Raw genomic sequence first — 22165 nt, forward strand, 5'->3', positions numbered from 1 at the left:
CGACTGCTTGATCGGGAATTCGTAGACGAAGGTTTCACGCGCCCGGATGCCGGGGAAGCTGATGCCGGGCACGCCGTCCATCTGGAACGGGACGAGCAGGCCGTGCCAGTGGATCGAGGTGTCCTCGTCCAGGGTGTTGGCGACTGATAGCCGGACGTTCTGACCTTCTCTAAGGCGTAGCAGCGGCGCCGGCAGAACGCCGTTGATGGTCACCGCATGGCCGGTGCGGCCGCCCACGGTGAAGGGCGTGTGTCCGACGGTCAGGTCGATGTTCGGTCCCGTCAGCGTCGGAAGATCCGCCCGCAGTCCCGCCGATCCTGTTTGCGCCCAGGCGGGGAGCAGACCCTGCAGGCCCAGCAGCCCGCCGCCGGCGGCTGCGCCACGGAGAAGCGTTCGGCGATCGAGGCGGGGCGTGGACATAGGCGAGAAATTCCTTGGTCGGGCTATTCAGCCCTTCGTTCAGATACGCAGCCGGGCGGCGTACCCCTTGCGTCAGGACGCCACAGACGTCGGGATCGCAGCTTGTGCACCTTCCCATCATGGCAAGGTCAAGCGTCTCCGCCGGAAGCCTGGCCCAGAGCCGCCGTCAAGGTCTTGCGAGCGCGGGCGACGCGGGTCTCGACCGCCTTGGGCGTAATGCCGAGGATCGAGGCGATCTCGGCGTGAGACCGTCCCTCGAGCGTGGCGAGCAGAAGCGGCCCCTTCAGGGCGTCGGGAAGGTCCCGCAAGGCGCGTTGCAGAGCTTCGGCCCTGCGCTGATCGTCCAGCCGGGTCTCGGGTGAGGGCGCATCGTCGCCCACCGCCGCCGCCTCGGGCGCCTCCAGGCCCATGACGCCGCGCACGACCCTGCGCACCGCGCGCCGCCGGCCCCAGTCTCGACATTTGTTGAGGGCGATAGAGCGAAGCCAGACGTCGAACGGCCGCGCCGGATCATACCGCCGCAGGGCGAGCCAGGCGGACGCATAGCTTTCCTGAAGCACGTCATGCGCTTCGGACTCGTCGCCGACATAGCGGCGCACGAACCGGTAGAGATCGGCCTTTGTGGCGGCCATCAAGGCGGTGAAGGCGGCCCGGTCTCCGGTCGCCGCACGGGCCTCGATGCTCTGCTCGGCACCCACGCGCGACGCTTAGCCGGCGTCGTCGTGCAGGGCCTCGACGACCGCGCCGTCGAACACCTCGGCCTGCGCCGGAGTCAGGACGGATCGCATCTCGAACACGTGGGTGATCGTCGCCTTCTGCAGATCGCCCATGGCCGCGTGGAAATGATCGACCGCGGCCTGGACCTGGGGCGTGTCGCCGTCACTGGCGGCGATGGCGGCCGCCAGTTCGCGATTGGCCGCGCGGACTTCCGCTTCGAGCGCCGGCCGCTGGGCGGCGAACCGGGCTTCGACCACGTCGAGTCGTCGATCCTGCTCCGGGGTCAGGTCGAGCTTCTCATGGACCACGCTGTGCAGGCTTGGCGGCTGCCGCTCCCGCATGACCCAGGTCGCGCTCGCCCAGGTCGCCGCGCCGCTGGCCAGCGCGGCCAGGACGGCCGTGATGACGATCGACTTCCAGGCGGCCCTCATCCCCGAACGTTCAGGCCGGAGAGAGGCGACAAGCCCGCCGAGACGGTGAAGATCCCCATCTCGGAAGGTTCCGGCCGGGGGGCCATGAGCATCAGGCCTCCGTTCGCGACGCCGATCACCAGGGCCAGCGCGACGGCGGCGACCCGGACCTGTCCCATGCGAGCGCGGTCCCGGCGCTCGCCGATCCGCGCCCAGACCGCGTCTTCGACGCCGGCCAGTCGGGCGGAGTCGCCCGGCGCGACCGTTGCGATCAGTTCGTTCATGTCGTCAGTCATTGCGCACCTGCGTCACACCCCATCTGCCATACGCGCCAGCCTTCCCATCCCCTCACGAGGGGACGGCCCATCGCCCGCGTAGATACCAGAGAACGACCGGGACGCGCCCTGTCGTCCGGGGAAAAGACGTGAGCGACAGAGCAGGGCCCACGCGGGTTCCATTCCCCGACGTGCTCGATCCGCTCACGGGCGTGAGGTTCTTTCTCGCCCTCGGCGTCGTGCTGTTCCACTTCCAGCTCTACTGGACGCTCCCGGCGGAGAGCGCGGGCTTGTTGAACCGCGCGCGCTTGGGCGTGGATGTCTTCTTCATCCTGTCGGGCTTCATCCTGACCCACGTCTACCTGCAGGGAGACCGGGCCCCGAACTACGGTCGATTCCTGGCGGCGCGCCTCGCCCGGATCTATCCGGCTCACCTGTTCATCCTCCTGGCCATGCTTGGGCTGGTGCTGATCGCGCGTGTGTTCGGCGTCGGGCTCGAGCCTGGCCGGTTCAATCTCGTCGACTTCGCGGGAACCCTTCTGCTGATCCAGGCGTGGTTCCCGCGCGAGAGCATGGCGCTCTGGAACGGACCGGCCTGGTCGCTGTCGGCGGAGTGGTTCGCCTATCTGGCCTTTCCCGCCTATGCCGCCCTCGCGCTCCGGCTGCGGGCCAGGCCGTGGGTCCTTATAGCCCTCGCCATGCTGTTGTTCGTCGCCCTCGACGCCTTCTACCGCACCTGGTTCGGCCGGATGCTGCCTCGGGCCGAGGACAGCCTCGGGATCCTGCGCATCATTCCCGAATTCCTTTACGGCATTGGCCTCTACTATCTCGGTCGGCGCTGGACGCCTTCGCCGCGAATGTCCCTGATGGGCGCCCTGGTCGCCACGACCCTGCTGCTGACGCTCATGCAGATCGGCGCCGACGACCGGGTCATCGTGGCGGCGGCCGGTCCCTTCATCCTGTCGCTTGCCCTGTTGGCCAAGGCTCCGGTCCAGACCTTCCTGTCTCACCCCGTCCTTCTGTTCGCCGGCGAGGCTTCGTTCGCCCTCTATCTCGTCCACATTCCCATCCTGATGGTGTGGCGCAACGCGGCGCAGGCGTTCGCCGGCTGGGGTTCCGACTATCGAATGGGCTTGGTTGAACTGGCCGCCATGCTTGTGTTGACGCTCGCCGCCGCGGCCGCCATCCATGTCTTCGTCGAGCAGCCTGGCCGACGGTGGTCGCGGGCGCGGCTGGCGCCGGAGCGCGCAGACCCTGTCGAGGCGCAGCGATCCGTCCACAGCGATCAGGGAGAACCCTTTTGAATCCCGCCAATCTGAACCGTCGTCTGCTAATGGGCGCGGCCGTCTTCATCGGCATGGGCGGATCCGCCTGCGCCCAGACCCGTCCGTCCAGAAACCTCACGGTCTTCAAGACGCCGACCTGCGCCTGTTGCGACGCCTGGATCGCGCACATGCGCCAGGCGGGCTTCACCACCACCATCACCGTCCTTCCAAGCCTTCAATCGGTCCGGAGCAGCCGGGGCATGCCGGACGCGCTCGCCTCCTGTCATACCGGTCTGATCGATGGCTATCTGGTCGAGGGTCATGTGCCGGCTCCGGACGTCATTCGACTGCTGACCGAGAGACCGGCGGCGGTGGGCGTCGCGGTCCCGGGCATGCCGCTCGGTTCGCCCGGCATGGAGACGCCGCAGGGGCGCAAGGAGCCCTACGACACCCTGCTGGTGCTTCGCTCGGGCGCGACCCGCGTGTTCGCCCGCCACAACCCGCCGGCCTGACGCAGATCGCGCTCAGCCCGTTCAGATCACCCACAATCCGGAGTTCGCCATGTCCCGCACCTCTCTCGCCCTCGACCTGTCGCTCGCCGTTCTTTCGGCGACACCCGCCTTCGCCCAGGACCACGCCCACGGGCATGCCCAAGCCGCCGGCTCGGTCGCCGCGGAAGCTGCGGACGCGGCGGCGGCCGTCGACGCCTTTCACGTCGCCCTGAAGGCCGGCGACACGAACGTCGCCCTGGCAATTATGGCGCCGGATGTGATGATCTTCGAGGAGGGTGGCGCGGAGCGATCGCGCGACGAGTATGCGTCCCATCACCTGGGCTCGGACGCCGCCTTCGCCGCCGCCTCTGAAGCGACGGTGACGCGCAGATCGGGATGGGCCGACGGGGACATCGCCTGGATCACCAGCGAAGGCCGCACCACGGGCCAATTCAACGGCCGCGCCGTAGACCGCCTGACGACCGAAACCATGGTCCTCGAACGCCATGCCGACGGCTGGCGCATCCACCACATTCACTGGTCGTCGCGCGCGCCCGGCTGACGCTCAGGCCCGCGCCAGCGGGTCGCCGGCCCTGCGACGTCGGTGAGGAACATCGGGAAGACGCCCGCCCTCGCGGGCGGGCGTCCCCGATAATACGATCAGCAGCAGGTGCAGGCTTCCGCGCAGGCTGCGATAGCGTCGCAGCAAGCGCATACGGCCTGCGCCACGGCGTCCGGCGCGGCCGCGAAGGCGGCTGAACCGGAAGCCAGCAGCACCAGGGCTGCGAGGGTGAGAGTGCGTTTCATGGTTTTGATCTCTGTTTGATTGAATGAGTCCGGTCATCTTCAACAGGATCAGCGTCGTGGGGGCGGGTCGTCCGCCTCCACGGTGAAATCGGCATGCCGCGCATCAAGGGATGGATAGAGGACAGACGCATAGACCCGTGCGGGGGTGGGTTCACCGCCCTGAGGGATTAGGCCCTGGCAGATGGCCAGACACGCCTTATGGCACGAGATCCTGACGGTCTTCGGCTCGCACGGGACGCCGTCGCCGCTCATCGACATGGACGCCATATCCTGATCGACCGGAGCTTCGCAGGCGATCGAAGCGGTGGACACGAACAGCACGGCAAACGCCGCCAGCAGCGCGGTCGTCAGTCGGACGAGGTCATGACGCAGGAACGGCATCGTCTGATCATACTTCAATGGCCGGCGGAGCGACGACCTCATTCAGATCATCGCGATCGCGGCTACAGAGACGCCGGGGGCGGCAGGGTTCCCATGACCGCCACGACGCCGATCAGGGCGAGTCCCAGACCCGTTTCGACCAACAGGCTGCGCCGGAGCGCGCTCATGGCGGCGAGGGAGGGTTGGCCCGTCTCCAGCGCAGAGCCCAGTGTCGGCGTCAGCCGGAACCGGTTGCTCGCCGCCAGCGCCAGCATCAAACCGAAGAGGACGAGCTTGGCGACCAGAAGCTGGCCGTAGAGGTTGCCCGCGATCAACGCCACGCGCTCGGGACCGATCAGGAACCAGCTGTTCACGAGACCGGTCAGCACCAGCAACAGGACCGCCAGCGTTCCCAGACCGGCGAAGCCATGCAGGGCGCGATGGATTGCAAGATCGTCCGGACCGGCTCGGCGCAGAAGCAGGGCCGTCAACGCCGCCAGGGCGCCCAGCCACAAGGCTGCTGCCACCGCGTGAATGATGTTGGCGACGAGATGTATGGGCCCGCCAGGGCCCTCGGTGGCCGCGCCATGACCCGTCCACGCGAAGCTTGCGGCCACGATCAGACCCAAGGCGGCCGTCACGCTCCAGAGCGCGCGACCGGGTTTCAGGGCGACCAAGGCGACAAGCCCAAGCAAGGCGGCGGCGGCCCGCACGACCATCGCCATGCCCAGGGCCGTGCCGGTGATCATGAAGGACAGGGACGCGGGTTTCACGGCTTCGCTCAGCGACCCCGCCATGACGGCAGTCTGGGCCACCAGGGCGGCGAGCGAGCCGAGCGCGACGATGATCGCGGCGAGGCGCAATGTCGGTCGCGACCATTCCAAGTTCGGCGCGTCGGCGTCCTTGAAGCTGTAGAGAAGGAACAGCGGCGCGCCGAGAAGGACGACGCCGCCGCCGTATTGAAGCCAACGAAGCGCGATGACCGCGACTTCCAGCACGGCGTCAGCGCACTGTGAAGGTGTAGGATCCCGTCATGCGGTGGCCGTCGCTCGAGGCGATACGCCAGTCGACACGGTAGGCGCCGGCGGCCAGCGGGCGAGCCAGCGCGCCCGTGAGGGTCCTGCCGTCCTCGGCGACCGAGGTGCGGATCGCGATCTTCTCCCCCGCCGCATTGACGACGTCGAAGCCGGAAAACGCGGGAACGCTGCGTTCGCTGAAGGTCAGGGTCAGCGTCCGGGTCGCGGCCACGGTCGAGTCGGGCGCCGGGGTGGCGCTGACCAGGCGAGCGTGGGCCGCCGCCGGTCCGGCGGCGAAGGCCACGACCGCCGCGACGGCGATGAAGGGCGCGGGGTGGAAGTAACGCATACTCAGTCTCCAGACGTTTGGCCGGTCCCGGCCTTCTGCTTCTCTACGCGCCAAACGACCGCGTCCCTCATGAAGAAGAAGCGGGCGGCGGGTGAGGCCTTCCCCCGCACGCCGGGGTCAGCGGCGACGCTTCTCGAGGAGCGCCTGCATCTGGGCGATCTCCTCCTGTTGACCACGCACGATGCCGTCGCACAGGGCGATGATCTCCGGATCGGTCAGGGAGGCTTGCTCGCACATCAACACGGCCCCGGAATGGTGCGGGATCATCGATCGCAGGAATTCGTCGTCGCCAACGAACGCCTGGGTGCGCATGCCGATGAAGCTGCCGACGAAGATTACGGCCGCGACCGCGCCAATGGCCAGGTTCGTTTTGCGCGACGGGTACATGGACCGCATGAAGACGAGCATGAGCACCGCCATCGGCGCGACCATCATCAGGGTCATGTAGACGTTGTTCAGGTTGAGATAGAAGTGACCGAGCGTGGCGATCATCGTGTACATGACCAGGTACATGATGACGAAATCGATCGCCAACTCGAGGTACAGGCTCCGATAAGGGCCGAGTCCACGAGCGTTGCCTTGCCCGCCGTGGTCCATCTGTTGATGAGACATCGTCCGTATCCTCTTCAGAAATTTCAGTTCGTCATCGCCTGCCGCTGCGAATGCCTGGAGACTGCGGTCACCGTCTGAATCAATCCGGCCCGTCACAGCCGGTTCCTCCCTTCGGTGGGTGGGCGGACTGTTGATTGGCTATCCTGGCTAAAGCTTCACCGCCCGCAGTCTCAGCGCATTGCCGATGACGCTGACCGAGGAGAGCGCCATTGCGAGCGCTGCAAGGGCAGGCGAGAGAAGCCAGCCGAAGACGGGATAAAGCAGGCCGGCCGCCACGGGGATGCCAAGGGCGTTGTAGCCGAAGGCGAAAACGAGGTTCTGGCGGATGTTGCCCATCACCGCACGGGACAGATGCCGTGCGCGCACGATGCCGTGCAGATCACCGCCCAGCAGCGTGACACCGGCGCTCTCGATGGCGACGTCCGAACCCGCCCCCATGGCGACGCCGACATCGGCTGCGGCGAGGGCAGGGGCATCGTTGACGCCATCCCCCGCCATGGCGACGATCCGACCCTGCGAACGAAGCTGTTGAACCACAGACGCCTTGTCCTGCGGCAGAACCTCCGCCTGGACTTCGTCGATGCCGAGGCGCCGCGCGACCGCTTCGGCCGTCGTCCGGTTGTCCCCGGTCATCATCACCAGCCGCAGACCGGCCGCTTTCAGCGCGAGGATCGCAGCCGGCGTGGTGGCCTTGATGGGATCGGCGATGCCGATGACCCCGGCCGCCTTTCCGTCGATCGCCACGAATATGGCGGTGGCGCCGTCGTGGCGAAGGGCCTCCGCCTTCGGCTCCAGCGCGGAGACGTCGATCGAAAGCTCGCCGAGAAAACGGGTGTTGCCCGAGGCGACCTGGCGGCCCTCAATCGTCCCGCGGACGCCGCGACCGACCGGGCTGTCGAAGTCCACGGCCTCGGTAAGGGGGATGTCCCGGTCCTTGGCTGCCCGGACAATCGCGTCGGCCAACGGATGTTCGCTGCCTCGCTCGAGGCTGGCCGAAAGACGCAGGATGTCGGCTTCGACAAAGCCTTGGGCGGGCAGGATTGCCGTCACCGACGGACGGCCCTCCGTCAGGGTGCCGGTCTTGTCCAGAACGAGAGTGTCGACCTTCTCGAAGCGTTCGAGCGCCTCGGCGTTCTTGATCAGGACGCCGGCGTGGGCGCCACGTCCCACCCCGACCATGATCGAGATCGGCGTGGCCAGACCCAACGCACAGGGACAGGCGATGATGAGCACCGAAACGGCGGCGACCAGGGCGTAGGACAGGCGGGGTTCGGGACCGACCAGGCCCCAGACGACGGCGGCGAGCAGGGCGATCGCGATCACTGTGGGAACGAACCATCCGGAGACCGTATCGGCCAGCCGCTGGATCGGGGCGCGACTGCGCTGGGCCTGGGCCACCATCTGGACGATCTGCGCCAGAAGGGTGTCGGCGCCCACCTTGTCGGCGCGCATTATGAAGGATCCGGTCTTGTTGAGCGCGCCGGCCACGACGCGGTCGCCGACGTCCTTGGTCACCGGCATGGACTCGCCGGTCACCATGGATTCGTCGACAGCGACCCGACCCTCCAGGAGTTCGCCATCGACCGGGATCTTCTCTCCGGGCCTTACCCGCAGACGGTCGCCGACGGCGATCTGGTCAAGCGAGACATCTTCATCGACGCCGTCCGCCCGGATTCGGCGCGCGGTCTTGGGCGTGAGGTCCAGCAGGGCGCGGATCGCGCCCGACGTCTGTTCGCGGGCGCGCAGTTCCAAAATCTGCCCGACGAGGACCAGCACGGTGATGACCGCCGCCGCCTCGAAATACACCGGCGCGCTGCCGTCGGCCTTCAGGAAGGCGGGCGGGAACAGGGTCGGCGCGACGACGGCCACGACGCTGTAAAGCCATGCCACGCCGACCCCCATGGCGATCAGGGTGAACATATTCAGCCGACGGGTGCGCAGCGATGTCCAGCCGCGCTCGAAGAAGGGCCAGCCGCACCAGAGAACCACGGGGGTCGCCAGAGCGAACTGGATCCAGTTCGACATCTGGCCTGGGATGAACATGTGGAGGTTGGTCAGGTGTCCGCCCATTTCCAGGGCGAAGACCGGCAGGGTCAGGACCAGCCCGACCCAAAAGCGTCTGGTGAAGTCGATCAGCTCGTGGTTGGGCGGGGCTTCCGCCGTGACCGTCTCCGGCTCAAGCGCCATGCCGCAGATCGGGCAGGAGCCTGGGCCTTCCTGCCGGATCTCGGGGTGCATCGGGCAGGTGTAGATCGCGCCGGGAATGGCCGGCTCGGCCTCCACGCGAGGGTTCAGGTAACGCATCGGATCGCCGATAAATTTGGTCCGGCACCCCGCCGAGCAGAAGAAATAGTCCTGACCGCCATGACTGGCTCGGTGAGCGGTAGTCGTCGGATCGACCGACATGCCGCAGACGGGATCCTTGACCGTTGCCGCGCCATCCGAGGCCTTCGCCCCGCAGCAGGCGTGACCCGAAGCATGATTGTGAGGATGCGTGGACATGTCGCTCTCTCCGGCTGACCGAAGGGCTCACATATACCCATGAGGGGTATATCGCAAGATACCCGTCTGGGGTATATGGGGGTGCTCAGGAGGACAGGCCGCATGCAAACCGACACGAAACCCAAAGTCCTCAACAGGCTCAGCCGGATCGAAGGCCAGGTGCGGGGAATCTCCCGCATGGTTGAAGATGACCGGTATTGCGTCGACTTGCTGACCCAACTTCAGGCCGTTCGAGCCGCGCTCCATCGCGTGGAGACCGAAGTGCTACGGGATCACCTCGACCACTGCGTCATGGGCGCCATGACCGGCGACGATCCTGAGGATCGCAAGGCCAAGGCCGGCGAGCTGATCGAGCTCTTGGCGCGGGCCGGACGGTAGAGTTGGCGGAACGAATGGGCCCTCCTGGTCGCTAACGTCGGGATCCCAAGGAGCCGTCATGAAACGCATCAGCCTCGTCCTCGCCGCCTGCGCCTTGGCTACGGCCTGTTCCCCGCAAGCCGAAGAGCCCGCCGTAGCCGCGCCTGAGGCCGCCGCAGCGGCGGACGTCCATGGCGGAATGGAGGGCGGCATGGCTGCGCCTGCGCCCGGCGACTCCGTCGCCACCCAAGGCTACAAGGCCTCGATGAACACGATGATGGAGGCGATGCCCGCCTTCACCGGGGACGCGGACATCGACTTCATGAAGCAGATGCGAGGTCACCACGTCGCAGCCGTCTCGATGGCCCGTGTGGAGCTCGCGCAAGGCAAGGACGCCCAAGCGCGGAACCTGGCCCAGGAGGTGATCACGGCGCAGGAGCGCGAAATCACCCTGATCGACGCCTGGCTCGCCCAGAAGGGAGCGTCGGCGACACCCCCCGCCTGATCGCGAGATCAGCGAACCGAGTCCGAGAACCAACAGATGTGCGTAATCCGCTATCTGTTGTCCTCGTGGCGAAAGACCGATCGGCCAGTCCCGCCCTCGTCGAATATCAGGACGCCGTCGGCCGCAAAGTCAGTGCGGCGTTTGCATTCCGGTCGTCGAGCGCGGCATGACAGGCGTCGACGACGCTAGTCGGTATCGGCACACGATCGAGCCCGTAAGCTCGACGACGAACGTGCAGATGAGATACAGTGTACGTCCAAGTGATGGTGCCGGGTGGCAAGGCGAATCGAACTCGTTGCATTGCAGCTCAGTGCTCAGAAAGTCCGATAGACCGCAAAAGATGACGAATTCACGCAAATGTTATTGCTTAGAATTTTCTGAATGTTTTCAGAATACTTCCCGTCTGTCGGTTGTTCAATCGGTCCGGCGGCCGATAAGCGAGAAAAACCCCAAGCCGATCAGCGGCTTGGGGTAATTTGTGTAATCGAGTGGGAATGGTCTATCTGATCGTGCTGGAGGCGGACGGACGCCTCCATCCGCGCTGGCTGTCCGGCCGGTCTTTCGAGGCCGCCCGTCGTGAAGGCCTGCGGTGGATCCGCTGTCGACCTGACGCCGTGCAGGCCTTGTTGTTTGAAGGTTCCCGGTTGCGCGCGGTGCTCGATCAAACCAGCGAAAAAGCCCGTGACGATCATCCGGTGTCTGAGCGCGACCTTTACAAGGCGTCCCGCGCCGGATCCCGCCTTTCGACCATCCAATCGCGGGCGCCGGTCGTCACGGTAAGGCGGGCGGAAAGAATTTCGTCGGGCGGGGGGGGCTAGGGTCAGCGCGTCACCTCGCCCCCGGCAGGAGAAAATGGGTGATGCCCAGTCTTTGCCGCCTATGAGCGGATTGCCGCCCAAATGCGATCCGGCCTCAATCTGACCAGGTGGCGGGGCCGATGCCGGCGATCTTCGACCCATCGCGGCCATAGACGCCGGCGATGTCTTCGATCGATCCGATCTCGACATAGAGACAGCCGTCCGCTGCGGTCTTCAGATATCCCAAAGGGTCCACCGCGAACCGGACCTCCCGTTGGTAGGCATAGGCCATCAGCTTGGACCGGATCGCCTGCAGGCCGTCCCCGGGCGGATAGTAGGGGTCGAAGTAGTCGTTCTGGACGAGACTGTACGTCCCGCCGGGCGCAGCATCAGCCAGGACGGGCGCCACGCGTTCGAAAAAGGCCCGAACATCGAAGACGACCAGAAAGGCGTCCTCGTCAGGGTCCGCGCTGGCGAAGGCGTCGAGCAATCGCGGGTCGAGATCGGAGCTGAAGGACATCATCCAGTAGGGATGATCGACCAGCGCGCCGGCGTCTTCGGACCGGCGTTGTCGCGCGAAACTCACGTCTCCGATCGCCTCGATCGCGCGACCGTCTTCGGTGGTGATCCGCAGGACCTGTCCGGGTCTCTGGTAGGCCTTGGCCATCTCGTCGTCGGCGCGGGCGGCGTCCAGGCGGGAGTCGTCATAGGAGGCCGCCGGCGCAAAGCGAAGCTGTCCCGCCTGAAGCATCTGCATCAGGTATCGTTTCTGGCTCAGGCGCACGAGCAGTTCCCCGCCGCCGGTGTTGACGCCGCGCAGGGCCGGGGCGAGCACGATGGGCGGCGGGATGACTGGGGCCGGCACGGGCGTCAAACCGCGACGCTCGAACTCCAGGAGCGTCAGGTGACGCGCCCGCCACCACCACCACGGGCTCTTCCATCCGCTGAACGCCGTGTGGCCGGCGGAGACGGGCTGGCCGGTGTCGAGATACTGGATGTTGGTCTCGATCGAATCCAACCGCTTCTGCAGCGCGGCGTCGTCCACATTGACCAACCGACTCACCCCCGACTTCGACAGATCGATCTGATCGGTGAAGGCCCAGACTTCCGGGTCGAAATGGCGGGTGTCGACGCGGCGCAGCGCGAGAAGCTCGTTAAGCAGAGGCATCCCTGGCAGATGGGCGCCGATATGCAGAAACTCCATATCGGCGGGCGCGATGTCGAAGCCCGCGATCGGACGAACAGGGCTAAGTCCGTATGTCCTTTCCCTCGTCCGGCGTGATGTCCCGGGGTTCGGCTCTGCGAGATTGATATAGCCGCTGGGAGGTCGGTCCGGGCTCAGGCTTTGGGCTATGAGGGTCATGCGCGTTCTGATTCCCGCATTGGTACTTCTCGTCGGCTGCGCGCCGGAGCCGCCTACTGTCGAAGGGCGGGCGTCGGTCATCGATGGCGACACCCTGGAAGTCCACGGCGTCCGCATCCGGCTGTGGGGTGTGGATGCGCCCGAGGGCCGGCAGGTCTGCGACGATGCGCAGGGCAGGGCCTATGCCTGCGGGCGGCTGTCCGCCAATCGGCTGGCGGCCCAGGCGCCAAGGCGCCGATAGCCCTCCTGGTAACGCTTCAGGCCGCGCAGGACATGAACGTGCTCCTCCGTCGAGGTGAAGGCGCTCGGCCGCCCCGATAGGACGACCTTGGCCTTGCCGTGCGTGAGCCGGTTCAAGCTCGCGATCTGGGCCCGAAAGTCGCCCCACGTCATGGCATGCTTCATCTCATCGAACCCGTCGAGGGCCACCAACAACCGGCCCTTGTCGCTGAGTTCCAGGAAGTGATGGACGTTGAAGCCGTCCACCGGGAAGTCGTGGGTGAACTTGCCACCCAACAGGCCTTCTAAACTGGAATATCGCGCGTACTCACCGAGACCGATTAGGATCGGGCGGCGTGCGTAGGGATCGGACAAGGCCCGTTCGGCCTGGTTGGCGACTAGGCGCTTGATGAAGCTGGATTTGCCGGCACCGTAGCCGCCCAAGATCGCGATCGGTTGATAGTCCTCGCCGTCGATCCAGGTCGTGACGGCTTCGAACAGCAGGGTGTCCGTCTCGGACAGGGTGCGGTGATCACTTTCGTATCTGGCCAGGCGCGCGCGGCCGGGAATGTAATAATCGCTCAGGCCATCCTGGTGGAAGAGGCCGGTCAGGGAGCGGACGTAGTCGGTCAGCCCCAGGATCTCGTTCTCAAGTTCCCAAATGGTCTGATGACGCAGGCCTGCCTGCTCATCGACATAGGCCTGGGCGTCCGTAGACAGACCTTGGCGCGTGATCACCAGCAAAGTGGCCGGCGCGGATTTCTGGACGATGCCGCTATAGTCGGCCCAGATGGTGACTAGGTCGGACCGGGTGGCCGATCACAGGCTATCTCGATGCGCTTCGCCCGCCTCCCGGGTGGAAGACCGAACTGGCGCTTCTGGCCGCCTATTCCGCTGATCCGATCTCGATCGTCGCCGCGCTCTTGGCGCTTATCGGGCGAGACGATGAAGACCGTCCGGCGTCCCGTCGCGACCTCGCGGACGCCATTGAAGCGCTACGCGGCAAGACCCGGGTCATTATTCAGCGCGGGCGTCTGGCGAAGATGGCCAGGGTTCCCAGACTGACGGGGCTTCTGGATCAGTTCGTGAGGGACGTGCCCTTCGATGAGCGTCACCAGAGCTGGCATCCCAAGGCGGCCCTTGTTCGGATGCGGTCGGAAAAGGCCTTCGAGTGGCGATTGTGGGTCGGAAGCCGCAATCTCACCGCGCCGGAAAACCGGGACCTTGGTCTGGTTCTCGTCAGCGGCCAGCAAGCCAAGGGCCGCCTCGTGCCAGGGGCGGACGATATCGCGCGGCGCCTGGCCGAGAGGGCCGGTCTGGGCGGTTTGTCGCCAAGCCGCTTGGCGACGGAGGTTTCTGCGCTGAAGTGGCGGGCGCCCGACGGGGTGCGTGTAGATCGCCTCCGGATCAGCCGGGGTCAGAGCGAATGGAGCCTTCCGATCTTGCCCGAAATGGTGGACGCCCTGACCGTTGTCAGCCCGTTTCTCGATGCCGGCTTCCTTCAGCACTTGTTGAAGACGAGATGCCGAACGGGGGAACAGGGAGGCGAAAATCCGTAAATTGCTGGTCGCCGAGAGTTTGAGGCTCAAAAGCTCGACCACATCGGAGGAGCGCCTTTTGGGGGCGCTCGTCGAACGATTTGTCCGATCGCGAGCGGATCCGCAGACACGTGAGGAGGCGCTCCAACGGCGAAACGCGGAGCTTCGCGAACGGGACGGCGTGGATCGGGGGCGCTAGAGGGCGCGCTGTCGTGTCCTCATAAAGGGGGTATCTACAACTGATTTTGGTTGTTAACTGTTGATACAACCAAAATCAGTTGTATGGTCATCGTCAAAGCGTAGGGTCAGGGTCAATGAAGTTTGGCGCCGTCGAGATGATAGGAGGCGCGGTCGTCGTGGCGGCGAGCTTGAGCGCTTGTAGTCGCCAAGCCGATGTCGCGCCGCCGACCCTGGTCCAGTTCACGTGCAGCTTCGAGCCGGCCGCCCCGATGACCATGGTCATCGACACCGGCCTGCGGACCGCCCGGTGGATGAATCTGCCGGCTCCGAGAGAGGGGAGCGCGTCGGTTTCGTCTCATCAGTACCGGATTGAGTTTCCGGCTCTGGAAGACGCGCCCCCAGTCCATGCGCGTGTGAACCGCTACGACGCCACGATCCTGCGGACAATCGGGGACGGCGCGACGGCGGTGCGCCAGACGGGGCGCTGTGTGAAAGACGAGACGGGGCCGCGCCTGTGATCACGCCGGAGAGCCTTTCATGACCACGCGCGCGGTTCTGACCGGAGACCTCGTCGGCTCCAGCCGGCTCACCCCCGCTTCTCTTGAGGGGGCCCGGGACGCTTTCGCGACCGCAGCCACGGAGATCGAAACCTGGCGGGCCAAGCTGGTCGGAGCGCCGGCCGACTTCTTTCGCGGCGACAGCTGGCAGATGCTGCTGACGCAGCCCGGGTTCGCTCTGCGCGCGGCGCTCTATATTCGCGCCAGCCTGAAGGCCGGGGACCCCGAGTGGGATACGCGCATCGCCATAGGCTACGGCGAGGTTGATCGCATCGACAAACAGCGGACCTCCCTGTCCTCAGGCGAAGCCTTTCTCCTGTCCGGTCGCGCCCTGGATGATCTTGGCGACACGGTCGACATCACGGTTCGAGGTCCTCAAACGGGTCTGAAGTGGGGCGCCTTGGGTCCGCTCTCTCACCTCTGCAGCGTGCTGATGGATGACTGGAGCCAGAAGCAGGCGCAGGCGGCCAGGCTGGCTCTGGCGCCGGAGGCGCCGACCCAGGCGCGCATGGCGGAGATGCTTGGGGTCTCGCAGCAGGCTGTGAGCAAGGCGCTTTCCGCCGCCAAGATCACCGCCTTGCTGCGCGCCGTCGACTATAGCGAGGCGTTGACCTGGAACCGGGTGAGACTGATATGACAACCCAATTCGGTTGTGATCGTCGCCTACAACCCAAATGGGTTGTTACAAAGCGCGGGAGCGTAGCACGGTGATCGAAACCTTCCTGCTGTTGCTGGCCGGTCATCTGCTTGGCGACTTCGTCTTCCAGTCGGACGCCCTGATTGCCCGCAAACAGACCTTGCGGGGCTTGGCGGACCATGTGGCCATCGTCACGGTCCTGACCTTGCTGATGCTGGCGCCGACCCGGCTGTCCATACTCGGCCCGGTGGCCATCATGGCCGCCAGCCATTTCGCCATGGACTGGCTAAAGGTCCACCGGCTGGGCGACCGGCTGTGGGCGTTCGGCCTGGATCAGGCCGTCCATATCGCCGTGCTGGTCGGTCTCGCCGTCGCTTGGCCGGCCATGGCCTCGCAAAGCCTGTGGGGGCTCCAGCCCTCGCCGGTGCAGGTCCAGATCTACGCCGCGCTCGCTGTGCTGTGCGGGGGCGTGGTCGCCGTCTGGGTGGGTGGCGTCGTCATCAAAAAGCTCGTCGAGCCGCTTTCACCGGCCGGGCGCGCCGCCAACACCCTTCTGACGACCGGCGTCGCCTCAGGCCCGATCGTCGGCATGCCCAACGCCGGCAAATATATCGGCTGGTTGGAGCGCGGGTTGACGCTGACCTTTATCCTCATCGGCCATCCTGAGGGGGTCGGCTTTCTGCTCGCCGCCAAATCCATCCTGAGGTTCAGGGACGTCCAGGATCAGAACGATCGCCACCAGGCGGAGTACATCATCATCGGCACCTTCCTGAGCTTCGGCTGGGCGCTGGCCGTCGCCCTGGCGACCCAGGCCGCTGTGCTGCACTGGTTGCCCAAGGGCTGACATCGCAGCCTTAACCGCGGCGGCAGGGCGCCTTATCGTCTACGAGCGTTTTGCGCCGGAGATCCTCGCCTCAGATGTCTTTTTCGGTCGGACTGCCGAACTGTTTGACGAAGGTCGTATAGGGACAGCGGCCGATATAGCGGCGCTGAACGCCGAGTTCGGGTCGCTGAAGACATTCCGGGAGTGGCTGGCTTCCACGGGCAAACCGCTCCTTCAGGAAGCGGTCGGACGGTGATCTGATCTCTACGGGCCCGCGCCAGTTTCGCGATTGAGAGGACCACCGAGTCCTCTCCGCGCCGCCAAATCGTAAAATCTGACCGCTCATGGCGTTTTACATCGTCTTGCTAAGTCATTGATTTCACTAGGTTCGGATAGCCGGGGTTTTACAGCCTAAGTGTCTGTTTCTTCTTCAGAGATTTCAGATTTTGGTACCGTCATTCTAGGTTCGAGTCCTAGTTCCCCAGCCATCCGCCGACAAAGGTCGGCGCCGCCGAACCACTTCACAGCTTCAGCATTATCATCTGCGCCAGGGCTTCCGTTCGGATGCCCGGCTACCTAGCTTGACCGCAGACTACTGCTGAGGAGAACGAAGATGGTTACCGCCAAAGAAAAGCGCCTGGCGCCCCTGAGGACGCCGACGAGCCTGTCGGAGGAGGCGACCCAGAGCATTTCCGCCGCTCTGACCGGGCTGCTGGCCGATACGTTCGCTCTCTACATCAAGACCAAGAATTTCCATTGGCACGTCTCAGGCCCGCATTTCCGGGACTATCATCTGATGCTGGACGAGCAGTCGGCGGAAATCCTGGCCATGACCGATCCGATGGCCGAGCGGGCGCGCAAGATCGGCGGGACCACGCTGCGCTCTATCGGTCAGATCGCCAAGGAATCACGCATCGCCGACAATGACGCCGACTATGTCGACCCGCTGGATATGCTTGCCGAGCTTCGCGACGACAACGGTGAACTGATCGGCCGGATGCGCGAGGTGCATGACTTGTGCGACGAGCATAACGACGTCGCGACCGCCAGCTTGCTGGAGAACTGGATCGACGAGAGCGAGAAGCGCGTCTGGTTCCTGTTCGAATCGGGTCGTCGCGGTAACGGCTGAGGAACCGCAGCGCTTGCGCCGTCTTATGTATCGTCGATAGTCGATTATGGACGGCGCAGGAGGGGCGTGTGAAGCAGGGTGCGGTGATCTGCGGCTTGGCTATTGTGGGTGTGCTGGCGGCCTCGCCCGCCTCAGCCGATATGTCCAAGGCGTTCGGCAATACGATCGTGTCCCATTATCCGAACGGACAGTGGGTCAGGCACTATTTCGAGCCGGATGGACGCTACACCTCGCAGTTCTCGGACGGGCGACGGGTGGCGGCCCGCTGGTCGGCCGAGGGCGACAAGATTTGCTTGAGCGGGTTCAGCCCGCGCCAAATCCTACCGCGCTTCTGTAGCCGAATGGTGGAGGCCGATGTCGGCGACACTTGGCGCGCCCGCGATCCCTTGGGACGCTCCATTCGCAACGAACTGGTCGCCGGGCGTCGCTGAGGTCTTGCCCTGAGCGGCGTCACCCTCTAGAGGCGACCGCCTACCCGATGCGGATGTGGCGGAACTGGTAGACGCACTGGATTTAGGTTCCAGCGCCGAGAGGCGTGGAGGTTCGAGTCCTCTCATCCGCACCAAGACAAAAAAGGCCCCGGATTGCTCCGGGGCCTTTCTTTATTCCTGGCCTATCGCCCTTGGGGCTACTTGAGGCCGATAGATGGGCCTGCCGCGATCGGTGCGACAGGCCTCGCATTTCGTCTTAGCGGATCGGCGGCACGGGCGGCGGCGGAACGTCGCCGTCGGTTTCGTGAACCTCGACCAGACCGCGACCCAGGTGGCTCTTGCGATAGCCGTAGGCGAAGTAGATCAGCAGGCCGATGCCGCCCCAGATCGGCAGCACCATCTTGGCGTCGTGCGGCAGGTTCCAGAACAGGAAGGCGCAACCGAACGCCGACAGGGGCGCGAACACCCAGATCAGCGGCGTGCGGAACGGACGCTTGCGGTGCGGATCCTTGACCCGCAGCACCAGCACCGCGATCGACACCATGAAGAAGGCGAACAGGGTGCCCGAGTTCGAGATGTCGGCCAGCTGACCCACCGGGAACAGAGCGCCGGCGATGGCGACCGCGATGCCGGTGGCGGCGGTCACGATATAGGGCGTCTTCCACTTGGGGTGGATCTTGGTCAGGCCCTCCGGCAGCAGACCGTCGCGCGCCATCACGAAGAAGATGCGGGTCTGACCGAAGATCATCATCAGGATGACCGACGGCAGGGCCAGCAGGGCGGCGGTGCCAAGGGCGTTGCCGATCTGGGGGTGACCAACGACGCGCAGAACGTGGGCCAGGGCCTCGTTGGAGCAGACCAGCATTTCGGCGTTGGAAGGCAGGGCGCAGGCGGCGACGAAGGCGGGCGAGCCCGGCTGAACAGCTTCACCGGCGGCGCCCAGAACCGGCTGAGCGCCGATGGCGCCGGCGGCGCCGAGCGCGACCAGCAGATAGAAGACCGTACAGATGGCCAAAGAGCCGATCAGGCCGATGGGCACGTTGCGCTGTGGGTTCTTGGTCTCTTCGGCCGCCGTAGAAACGGCGTCGAAGCCGACATAGGCGAAGAAGATCGAGGCCGCGGCGCCGACGATGCCCATCCCCGAGTATTGGCCGAAGAGGCCATTGGGAGCGAACGGCGACAGGTTAGCCGACTTGATGACAGGCAGGGTGATGATGATGAAGACCGTCAGGGCGACGACCTTGATAGCGACCAGGATTGCATTGACCCGGGCCGATTCCGTGGTGCCAACCATCAGCAGAGCCGTCACCAGCAGGGCCACGACGATGGCGGGGATGTTGACGATCCCGGCCGAGAAGTCAGGCGTGGGGATGAAGCCGTTCATCGACCAGGTCGGCCCGGCGGATAGGAGGTCGGGGAAATCAAATCCGAGCCCCTGTTCTATCAGCCCCAGCACATACCCCGACCAACCGACCGACACAGCCGAGGCGGCCACGGCGTATTCCAGAATCAGCGCCCAACCGACCGTCCAGGCCAGCAGTTCGCCCATGACGGCGTAGGTGTAGGTGTAGGCCGAGCCCGAAACCGGGGCCATCGACGCCAGTTCGGAGTAGCAGAGCGCTGCGACCGCGCAGACGGCGCCGGCGATGACGAAGCTGATCATCATGCCCGGTCCGGCCTTTTGGGCGGCCGAAGCGGTCAGGACGAAAATTCCGGTGCCGATGATGGCCCCGATCCCCAGAAGCGTTAGTTGAATAGGACCAAGCGACCGGTGAAGCGACTTCTTCTCGGCCGTGGCAAGGATCGCGTCGAGCGACTTAACGCGCCACATAAAATACCCCCACGTTTTGATGCAGCCCCTCGGCTGCTTGGGGCGGACGCTAGCGACGGATGAGGCGGCGCGCAACGCGCATGACGGGGTGGTTAAGGCGCGACGACGCTTTCGTGATCACACGTCGGCAGGCTAGAGGCGACGCATGCTGCCCATCCACGCCGTTCTGGAACCGCTGAAAGTCGCCCTGAGCGCGGGCAATACGGCCGTGCTGGCGGCGCCGCCGGGGGCGGGCAAGACGACGGTCGTGCCACTGGCCCTGGTGGATCAGCCCTGGCTGGACGGCAAGGTGCTGGTGCTGGAACCGCGACGCCTGGCCGCACGGGCGGCGGCAGACCGGATGGCGACGACTCTGGGCGAGCAGCCGGGCGGGACGGTAGGCTATCGCACCCGACTGCAGAGCAGGATCGGCCCGAACACACGCATCGAGGTGATCACCGAGGGCGTCTTCACGCGAATGATTCTGGACGATCCGGGGCTGGACGGCGTGGGCGCAGTCTTGTTCGACGAGTTCCATGAACGCAGCCTGGACGCCGACCTCGGGCTGGCGTTGGCGAGAGACACGCAAAAGCTGCTGCGCGAGGACCTGCGGCTGCTGGTCATGTCCGCGACGCTGGATGTGGTCGGGGTCTCGCGCCTGCTCGACGGCGCGCCGGTGATCGAGGCCGAGGGACGGGCCTGGCCGGTTGAGACCCGGTATATGGGCCGCAATCCGTCCGAACGGTTCGAAGAGGCTGTGGCGCGCGCCTGCCTGACAGCGCTGGGCGAGGAGACGGGGTCGGTGTTGATCTTCCTGCCGGGACAGGGCGAAATCCATCGGGTCGCTCGGCTTGTGAACGAGCGGCTGCGGCTACCGAACATCGATGTCGTGCCCCTGTACGGCGGACTGGACCGGGCCGAACAGGACCGGGCTATCGAACCGGCGGCTGTGGGGCGGCGCAAGCTGGTGCTGGCGACCTCGGTCGCGGAAACCAGTCTGACCATCGAAGGCGTGCGGGTCGTGATAGACGGCGGCCTGTCGCGCGTGCCGCGATTCGAACCCTCCAGCGGTTTGACCCGGCTGGCGACGGTCAAGGTCAGCCGATCCTCCGCGGAACAGAGGCGCGGCCGGGCCGGGCGCACCGAGCCGGGCGTTTGCTACCGCCTGTGGGATGAGGAACAGACGCGCGGGCTGGTTCCACATCAGCGGCCGGAAATCCAGGAGGCGGATCTGACAGGCCTAGCGCTGGACCTGGCCCGATGGGGCGCCCGCTCGGTCGATGGGCTGGCCTTGTTGGATCCGCCGCCGGCCGGGGCGATGGCGGAGGCGCGCAAGGTGCTGACGCGGTTGGGGGCGCTAGATGCCGATGGCGGACTATCGAAACATGGGCTGCGCCTGACGAAGATCCCGCTGTCGCCGCGGCTGGCCCATATGGTAGCCGTGGCGTCCGACGCCGGCGACGCGATGACAGGCGCACGGATCGCGGCGGTGTTGAGCGAGCCGGGTCTGGGCGGATCGAGCATCGATCTGGCGGATCGCCTGATCGGGCTGGAGCGCGATCGGACGCAGAGAGCGCGCGATTCGATGAAGCTGGCGGAGCGCTGGGCGCGCGCGGCGGGCGGCGGATCGGGATGGACGATCGATCCAGGACTGCTGCTGGCCGAGGCCTTTCCCGAGCGGATCGCAAGGGCGCGGGGCAAGACGGGTGAATACCTTCTCGCCAGCGGGCGAGGGGCCGTGCTGGAGGCGACCGACCATTTGGCGCGTGAGCCTTGGTTGGCGATCGCCGATCTTGGCGGCGGCGATACGCGCGACCGGGTGCGACTGGCGGCGGCGCTGGCGGCGGACCGGATCGACAGCGATTTGGCGGGCCTGATCTCGACGGAGGACCGGCTGGCGCGCGAACCGTCGGGGCGGTCGGTGATCCGGCGCTCGCGGCGCATCGGGGCAATCGTGCTGGACGAAAAGATTGTCGGCGCGCCGGATGCGAAGACCCTGACTGCCGCCCTTCGGGCCGAGATCGAGGCGGATGGGCTGGGCGCGCTGAAATGGGGCGAGCAGGCGTCGGGTTTACGCGCACGGCTGGCCTTCCTGCACGCGCGCGACCCGGCTTGGCCTGATGTGTCGGATAACGCCCTGCTGGCGGCGCGTGAGGACTGGCTGTGGCCTCTCCTGGAGGGGGCAAAATCGCTTGATGGGATAGCTGACGGTCGTCTGGCCGAGGCCCTGCGCGGACTGATCCCTTGGGACCTACATCGGCGGCTGGACGAGCTGGCGCCCCCGCGTCTGGTCACGCCGTTGGGCTCAGCGAACATCGACTATGCCGCCGAGGGCGGGCCGCGCGTGGATATTCGGGTGCAGGAACTGTTCGGCGTCACGACGCATCCGACTGTCGGTGGCGTGCCGTTGACCCTCGCCCTGTTGTCGCCGGCGCGACGGCCGGTGCAGGTCACCAAGGACCTGCCGCGCTTCTGGTCGGGGTCGTGGGCGGCGGTGCGTGCGGAGATGCGCGGCCGCTATCCCCGTCATCCGTGGCCAGAAAACCCGGCCGAAGCGCAAGCGACGAACAGGGCCAAGCCGCGCGGGACTTGATC

The 22165-nt window shown here is 65.9% G+C and carries 27 protein-coding genes and 1 tRNA gene; 14 read left to right on the forward strand and 14 right to left on the reverse strand.

Annotation, left to right across the window (positions count from 1 at the left end):
- The 4 genes from BVE01S_RS12800 to BVE01S_RS12815 form a co-directional block, all read right to left on the reverse strand.
- On the reverse strand, positions 1-420 hold a 420-nt coding region (locus BVE01S_RS12800; protein ID WP_157076460.1), incomplete at its 3' end, for a multicopper oxidase domain-containing protein.
- 128 nt (positions 421-548) lie between these two features.
- Positions 549-1118 (reverse strand): RNA polymerase sigma factor, encoded by a 570-nt coding sequence (locus tag BVE01S_RS12805; protein ID WP_066628220.1) that lies wholly within the window; start codon positions 1116-1118, stop codon positions 549-551.
- A 9-nt stretch (positions 1119-1127) separates the two neighbouring features.
- Positions 1128-1568: a Spy/CpxP family protein refolding chaperone gene (locus BVE01S_RS12810; RefSeq protein WP_066628222.1), complete on the reverse strand. Its 441-nt coding sequence runs from the start codon at positions 1566-1568 to the stop codon at positions 1128-1130.
- Positions 1565-1831 carry a hypothetical protein gene (locus tag BVE01S_RS12815; protein WP_244878382.1) on the reverse strand — a complete coding sequence of 89 codons (267 nt, stop codon included), beginning with the start codon at positions 1829-1831 and terminating at the stop codon, positions 1565-1567. The genes BVE01S_RS12810 and BVE01S_RS12815 overlap by 4 nt, the downstream gene beginning before the upstream one ends.
- Before the next feature lie 140 nt (positions 1832-1971).
- Here BVE01S_RS12815 and BVE01S_RS12820 point away from each other — a divergent pair, with 140 nt between their 5' ends.
- The 3 genes from BVE01S_RS12820 to BVE01S_RS12830 are packed head-to-tail and all read left to right on the forward strand — an operon-like array spanning position 1972 to position 4140.
- Positions 1972-3126, forward strand: coding sequence for an acyltransferase family protein (locus BVE01S_RS12820; protein ID WP_244878383.1), 1155 nt, complete (start codon positions 1972-1974; stop codon positions 3124-3126).
- Positions 3123-3599: a DUF411 domain-containing protein gene (locus BVE01S_RS12825; protein WP_084375403.1), complete on the forward strand. Its 477-nt coding sequence runs from the start codon at positions 3123-3125 to the stop codon at positions 3597-3599. Before BVE01S_RS12820 ends, BVE01S_RS12825 begins: the two co-directional genes overlap by 4 nt.
- A gap of 49 nt (positions 3600-3648) precedes the next feature.
- The gene (locus tag BVE01S_RS12830) at positions 3649-4140 is read left to right on the forward strand and encodes a YybH family protein (protein ID WP_066628229.1); all 492 of its coding nucleotides are present in this window, start codon (positions 3649-3651) and stop codon (positions 4138-4140) included.
- Between the two features lie 98 nt (positions 4141-4238).
- On the opposite strand, the gene BVE01S_RS17055 is transcribed toward BVE01S_RS12830, so the two are convergent.
- The 6 genes from BVE01S_RS17055 to BVE01S_RS12855 all read right to left on the reverse strand — a co-directional run bounded on the left by BVE01S_RS17055 (position 4239) and on the right by BVE01S_RS12855 (position 9224).
- Complete coding sequence (locus tag BVE01S_RS17055; protein ID WP_164952583.1) at positions 4239-4385, reverse strand: hypothetical protein; 147 nt, start codon at positions 4383-4385, stop codon at positions 4239-4241.
- Between the two features lie 48 nt (positions 4386-4433).
- The gene (locus BVE01S_RS12835; RefSeq protein WP_157076461.1) at positions 4434-4766 is read right to left on the reverse strand and encodes a hypothetical protein; all 333 of its coding nucleotides are present in this window, start codon (positions 4764-4766) and stop codon (positions 4434-4436) included.
- A 62-nt stretch (positions 4767-4828) separates the two neighbouring features.
- The gene (gene copD / locus BVE01S_RS12840) at positions 4829-5743 is read right to left on the reverse strand and encodes a copper homeostasis membrane protein CopD (RefSeq protein ID WP_066628233.1); all 915 of its coding nucleotides are present in this window, start codon (positions 5741-5743) and stop codon (positions 4829-4831) included.
- A 4-nt stretch (positions 5744-5747) separates the two neighbouring features.
- Positions 5748-6110, reverse strand: a complete 363-nt coding sequence (gene copC / locus BVE01S_RS12845) for a copper homeostasis periplasmic binding protein CopC (RefSeq protein WP_066628235.1) — start codon at positions 6108-6110, stop codon at positions 5748-5750.
- A gap of 117 nt (positions 6111-6227) precedes the next feature.
- A complete protein-coding gene (locus tag BVE01S_RS12850; RefSeq protein ID WP_244878384.1) occupies positions 6228-6818 on the reverse strand; it encodes a DUF305 domain-containing protein in 591 nt (196 codons plus the stop codon).
- 51 nt (positions 6819-6869) lie between these two features.
- Positions 6870-9224, reverse strand: coding sequence for a heavy metal translocating P-type ATPase (locus tag BVE01S_RS12855; RefSeq protein ID WP_084375404.1), 2355 nt, complete (start codon positions 9222-9224; stop codon positions 6870-6872).
- 102 nt (positions 9225-9326) lie between these two features.
- Between BVE01S_RS12855 and BVE01S_RS12860 the strand changes: the two genes are divergently transcribed.
- The 3 genes from BVE01S_RS12860 (at position 9327) to BVE01S_RS12870 (ending at position 10904) form a co-directional block, all read left to right on the forward strand.
- Positions 9327-9602, forward strand: a complete 276-nt coding sequence (locus BVE01S_RS12860; protein WP_040349360.1) for a metal-sensitive transcriptional regulator — start codon at positions 9327-9329, stop codon at positions 9600-9602.
- Between the two features lie 58 nt (positions 9603-9660).
- Positions 9661-10086, forward strand: coding sequence for a DUF305 domain-containing protein (locus tag BVE01S_RS12865; RefSeq protein ID WP_066628237.1), 426 nt, complete (start codon positions 9661-9663; stop codon positions 10084-10086).
- Positions 10087-10580: 494 nt separating this feature from the next.
- A complete protein-coding gene (locus BVE01S_RS12870) occupies positions 10581-10904 on the forward strand; it encodes a hypothetical protein (protein ID WP_003170295.1) in 324 nt (107 codons plus the stop codon).
- A gap of 94 nt (positions 10905-10998) precedes the next feature.
- Here BVE01S_RS12870 and BVE01S_RS12875 read toward each other — a convergent pair whose 3' ends face one another.
- Entirely contained in the window at positions 10999-12087 is a 1089-nt protein-coding gene (locus tag BVE01S_RS12875) for a hypothetical protein (RefSeq protein ID WP_066628240.1), read from the reverse strand.
- Between the two features lie 157 nt (positions 12088-12244).
- Between BVE01S_RS12875 and BVE01S_RS17110 the strand changes: the two genes are divergently transcribed.
- Positions 12245-12487, forward strand: a complete 243-nt coding sequence (locus BVE01S_RS17110) for a thermonuclease family protein (protein WP_174523854.1) — start codon at positions 12245-12247, stop codon at positions 12485-12487.
- Here the strand turns inward: BVE01S_RS17110 and BVE01S_RS12880 are convergent.
- Entirely contained in the window at positions 12427-13209 is a 783-nt protein-coding gene (locus tag BVE01S_RS12880; RefSeq protein WP_003170293.1) for an NACHT domain-containing protein, read from the reverse strand. The genes BVE01S_RS17110 and BVE01S_RS12880 overlap by 61 nt on opposite strands.
- A gap of 251 nt (positions 13210-13460) precedes the next feature.
- Complete coding sequence (locus BVE01S_RS16855; RefSeq protein WP_157076462.1) at positions 13461-14066, reverse strand: hypothetical protein; 606 nt, start codon at positions 14064-14066, stop codon at positions 13461-13463.
- Between the two features lie 251 nt (positions 14067-14317).
- On the opposite strand from BVE01S_RS16855, the gene BVE01S_RS12890 reads away from it, so the two are divergent.
- From BVE01S_RS12890 to BVE01S_RS12915, 6 genes are all read left to right on the forward strand, one after another.
- Positions 14318-14701, forward strand: a complete 384-nt coding sequence (locus tag BVE01S_RS12890; protein WP_054765707.1) for a hypothetical protein — start codon at positions 14318-14320, stop codon at positions 14699-14701.
- 19 nt (positions 14702-14720) lie between these two features.
- Complete coding sequence (locus tag BVE01S_RS12895) at positions 14721-15377, forward strand: hypothetical protein (protein WP_003170290.1); 657 nt, start codon at positions 14721-14723, stop codon at positions 15375-15377.
- Positions 15378-15447: 70 nt separating this feature from the next.
- The gene (locus BVE01S_RS12900; RefSeq protein ID WP_035285540.1) at positions 15448-16221 is read left to right on the forward strand and encodes a DUF3307 domain-containing protein; all 774 of its coding nucleotides are present in this window, start codon (positions 15448-15450) and stop codon (positions 16219-16221) included.
- Between the two features lie 592 nt (positions 16222-16813).
- Positions 16814-17329: a Dps family protein gene (locus BVE01S_RS12905; RefSeq protein ID WP_066628246.1), complete on the forward strand. Its 516-nt coding sequence runs from the start codon at positions 16814-16816 to the stop codon at positions 17327-17329.
- Between the two features lie 68 nt (positions 17330-17397).
- Positions 17398-17760, forward strand: a complete 363-nt coding sequence (locus BVE01S_RS12910) for a hypothetical protein (RefSeq protein WP_105625214.1) — start codon at positions 17398-17400, stop codon at positions 17758-17760.
- Positions 17761-17809: 49 nt separating this feature from the next.
- A tRNA-Leu gene (locus BVE01S_RS12915) sits at positions 17810-17894 on the forward strand.
- 122 nt (positions 17895-18016) lie between these two features.
- Here the strand turns inward: BVE01S_RS12915 and BVE01S_RS12920 are convergent.
- A complete protein-coding gene (locus BVE01S_RS12920) occupies positions 18017-19591 on the reverse strand; it encodes an amino acid permease (RefSeq protein ID WP_066628249.1) in 1575 nt (524 codons plus the stop codon).
- Positions 19592-19736: 145 nt separating this feature from the next.
- Here BVE01S_RS12920 and hrpB point away from each other — a divergent pair, with 145 nt between their 5' ends.
- Positions 19737-22163, forward strand: coding sequence for an ATP-dependent helicase HrpB (gene hrpB, locus BVE01S_RS12925; protein ID WP_066628251.1), 2427 nt, complete (start codon positions 19737-19739; stop codon positions 22161-22163).
- Positions 22164-22165: the final 2 nt, after the last annotated feature.

Source organism: Brevundimonas vesicularis NBRC 12165 (genome assembly GCF_001592205.1).
Lineage (GTDB): Bacteria > Pseudomonadota > Alphaproteobacteria > Caulobacterales > Caulobacteraceae > Brevundimonas > Brevundimonas vesicularis.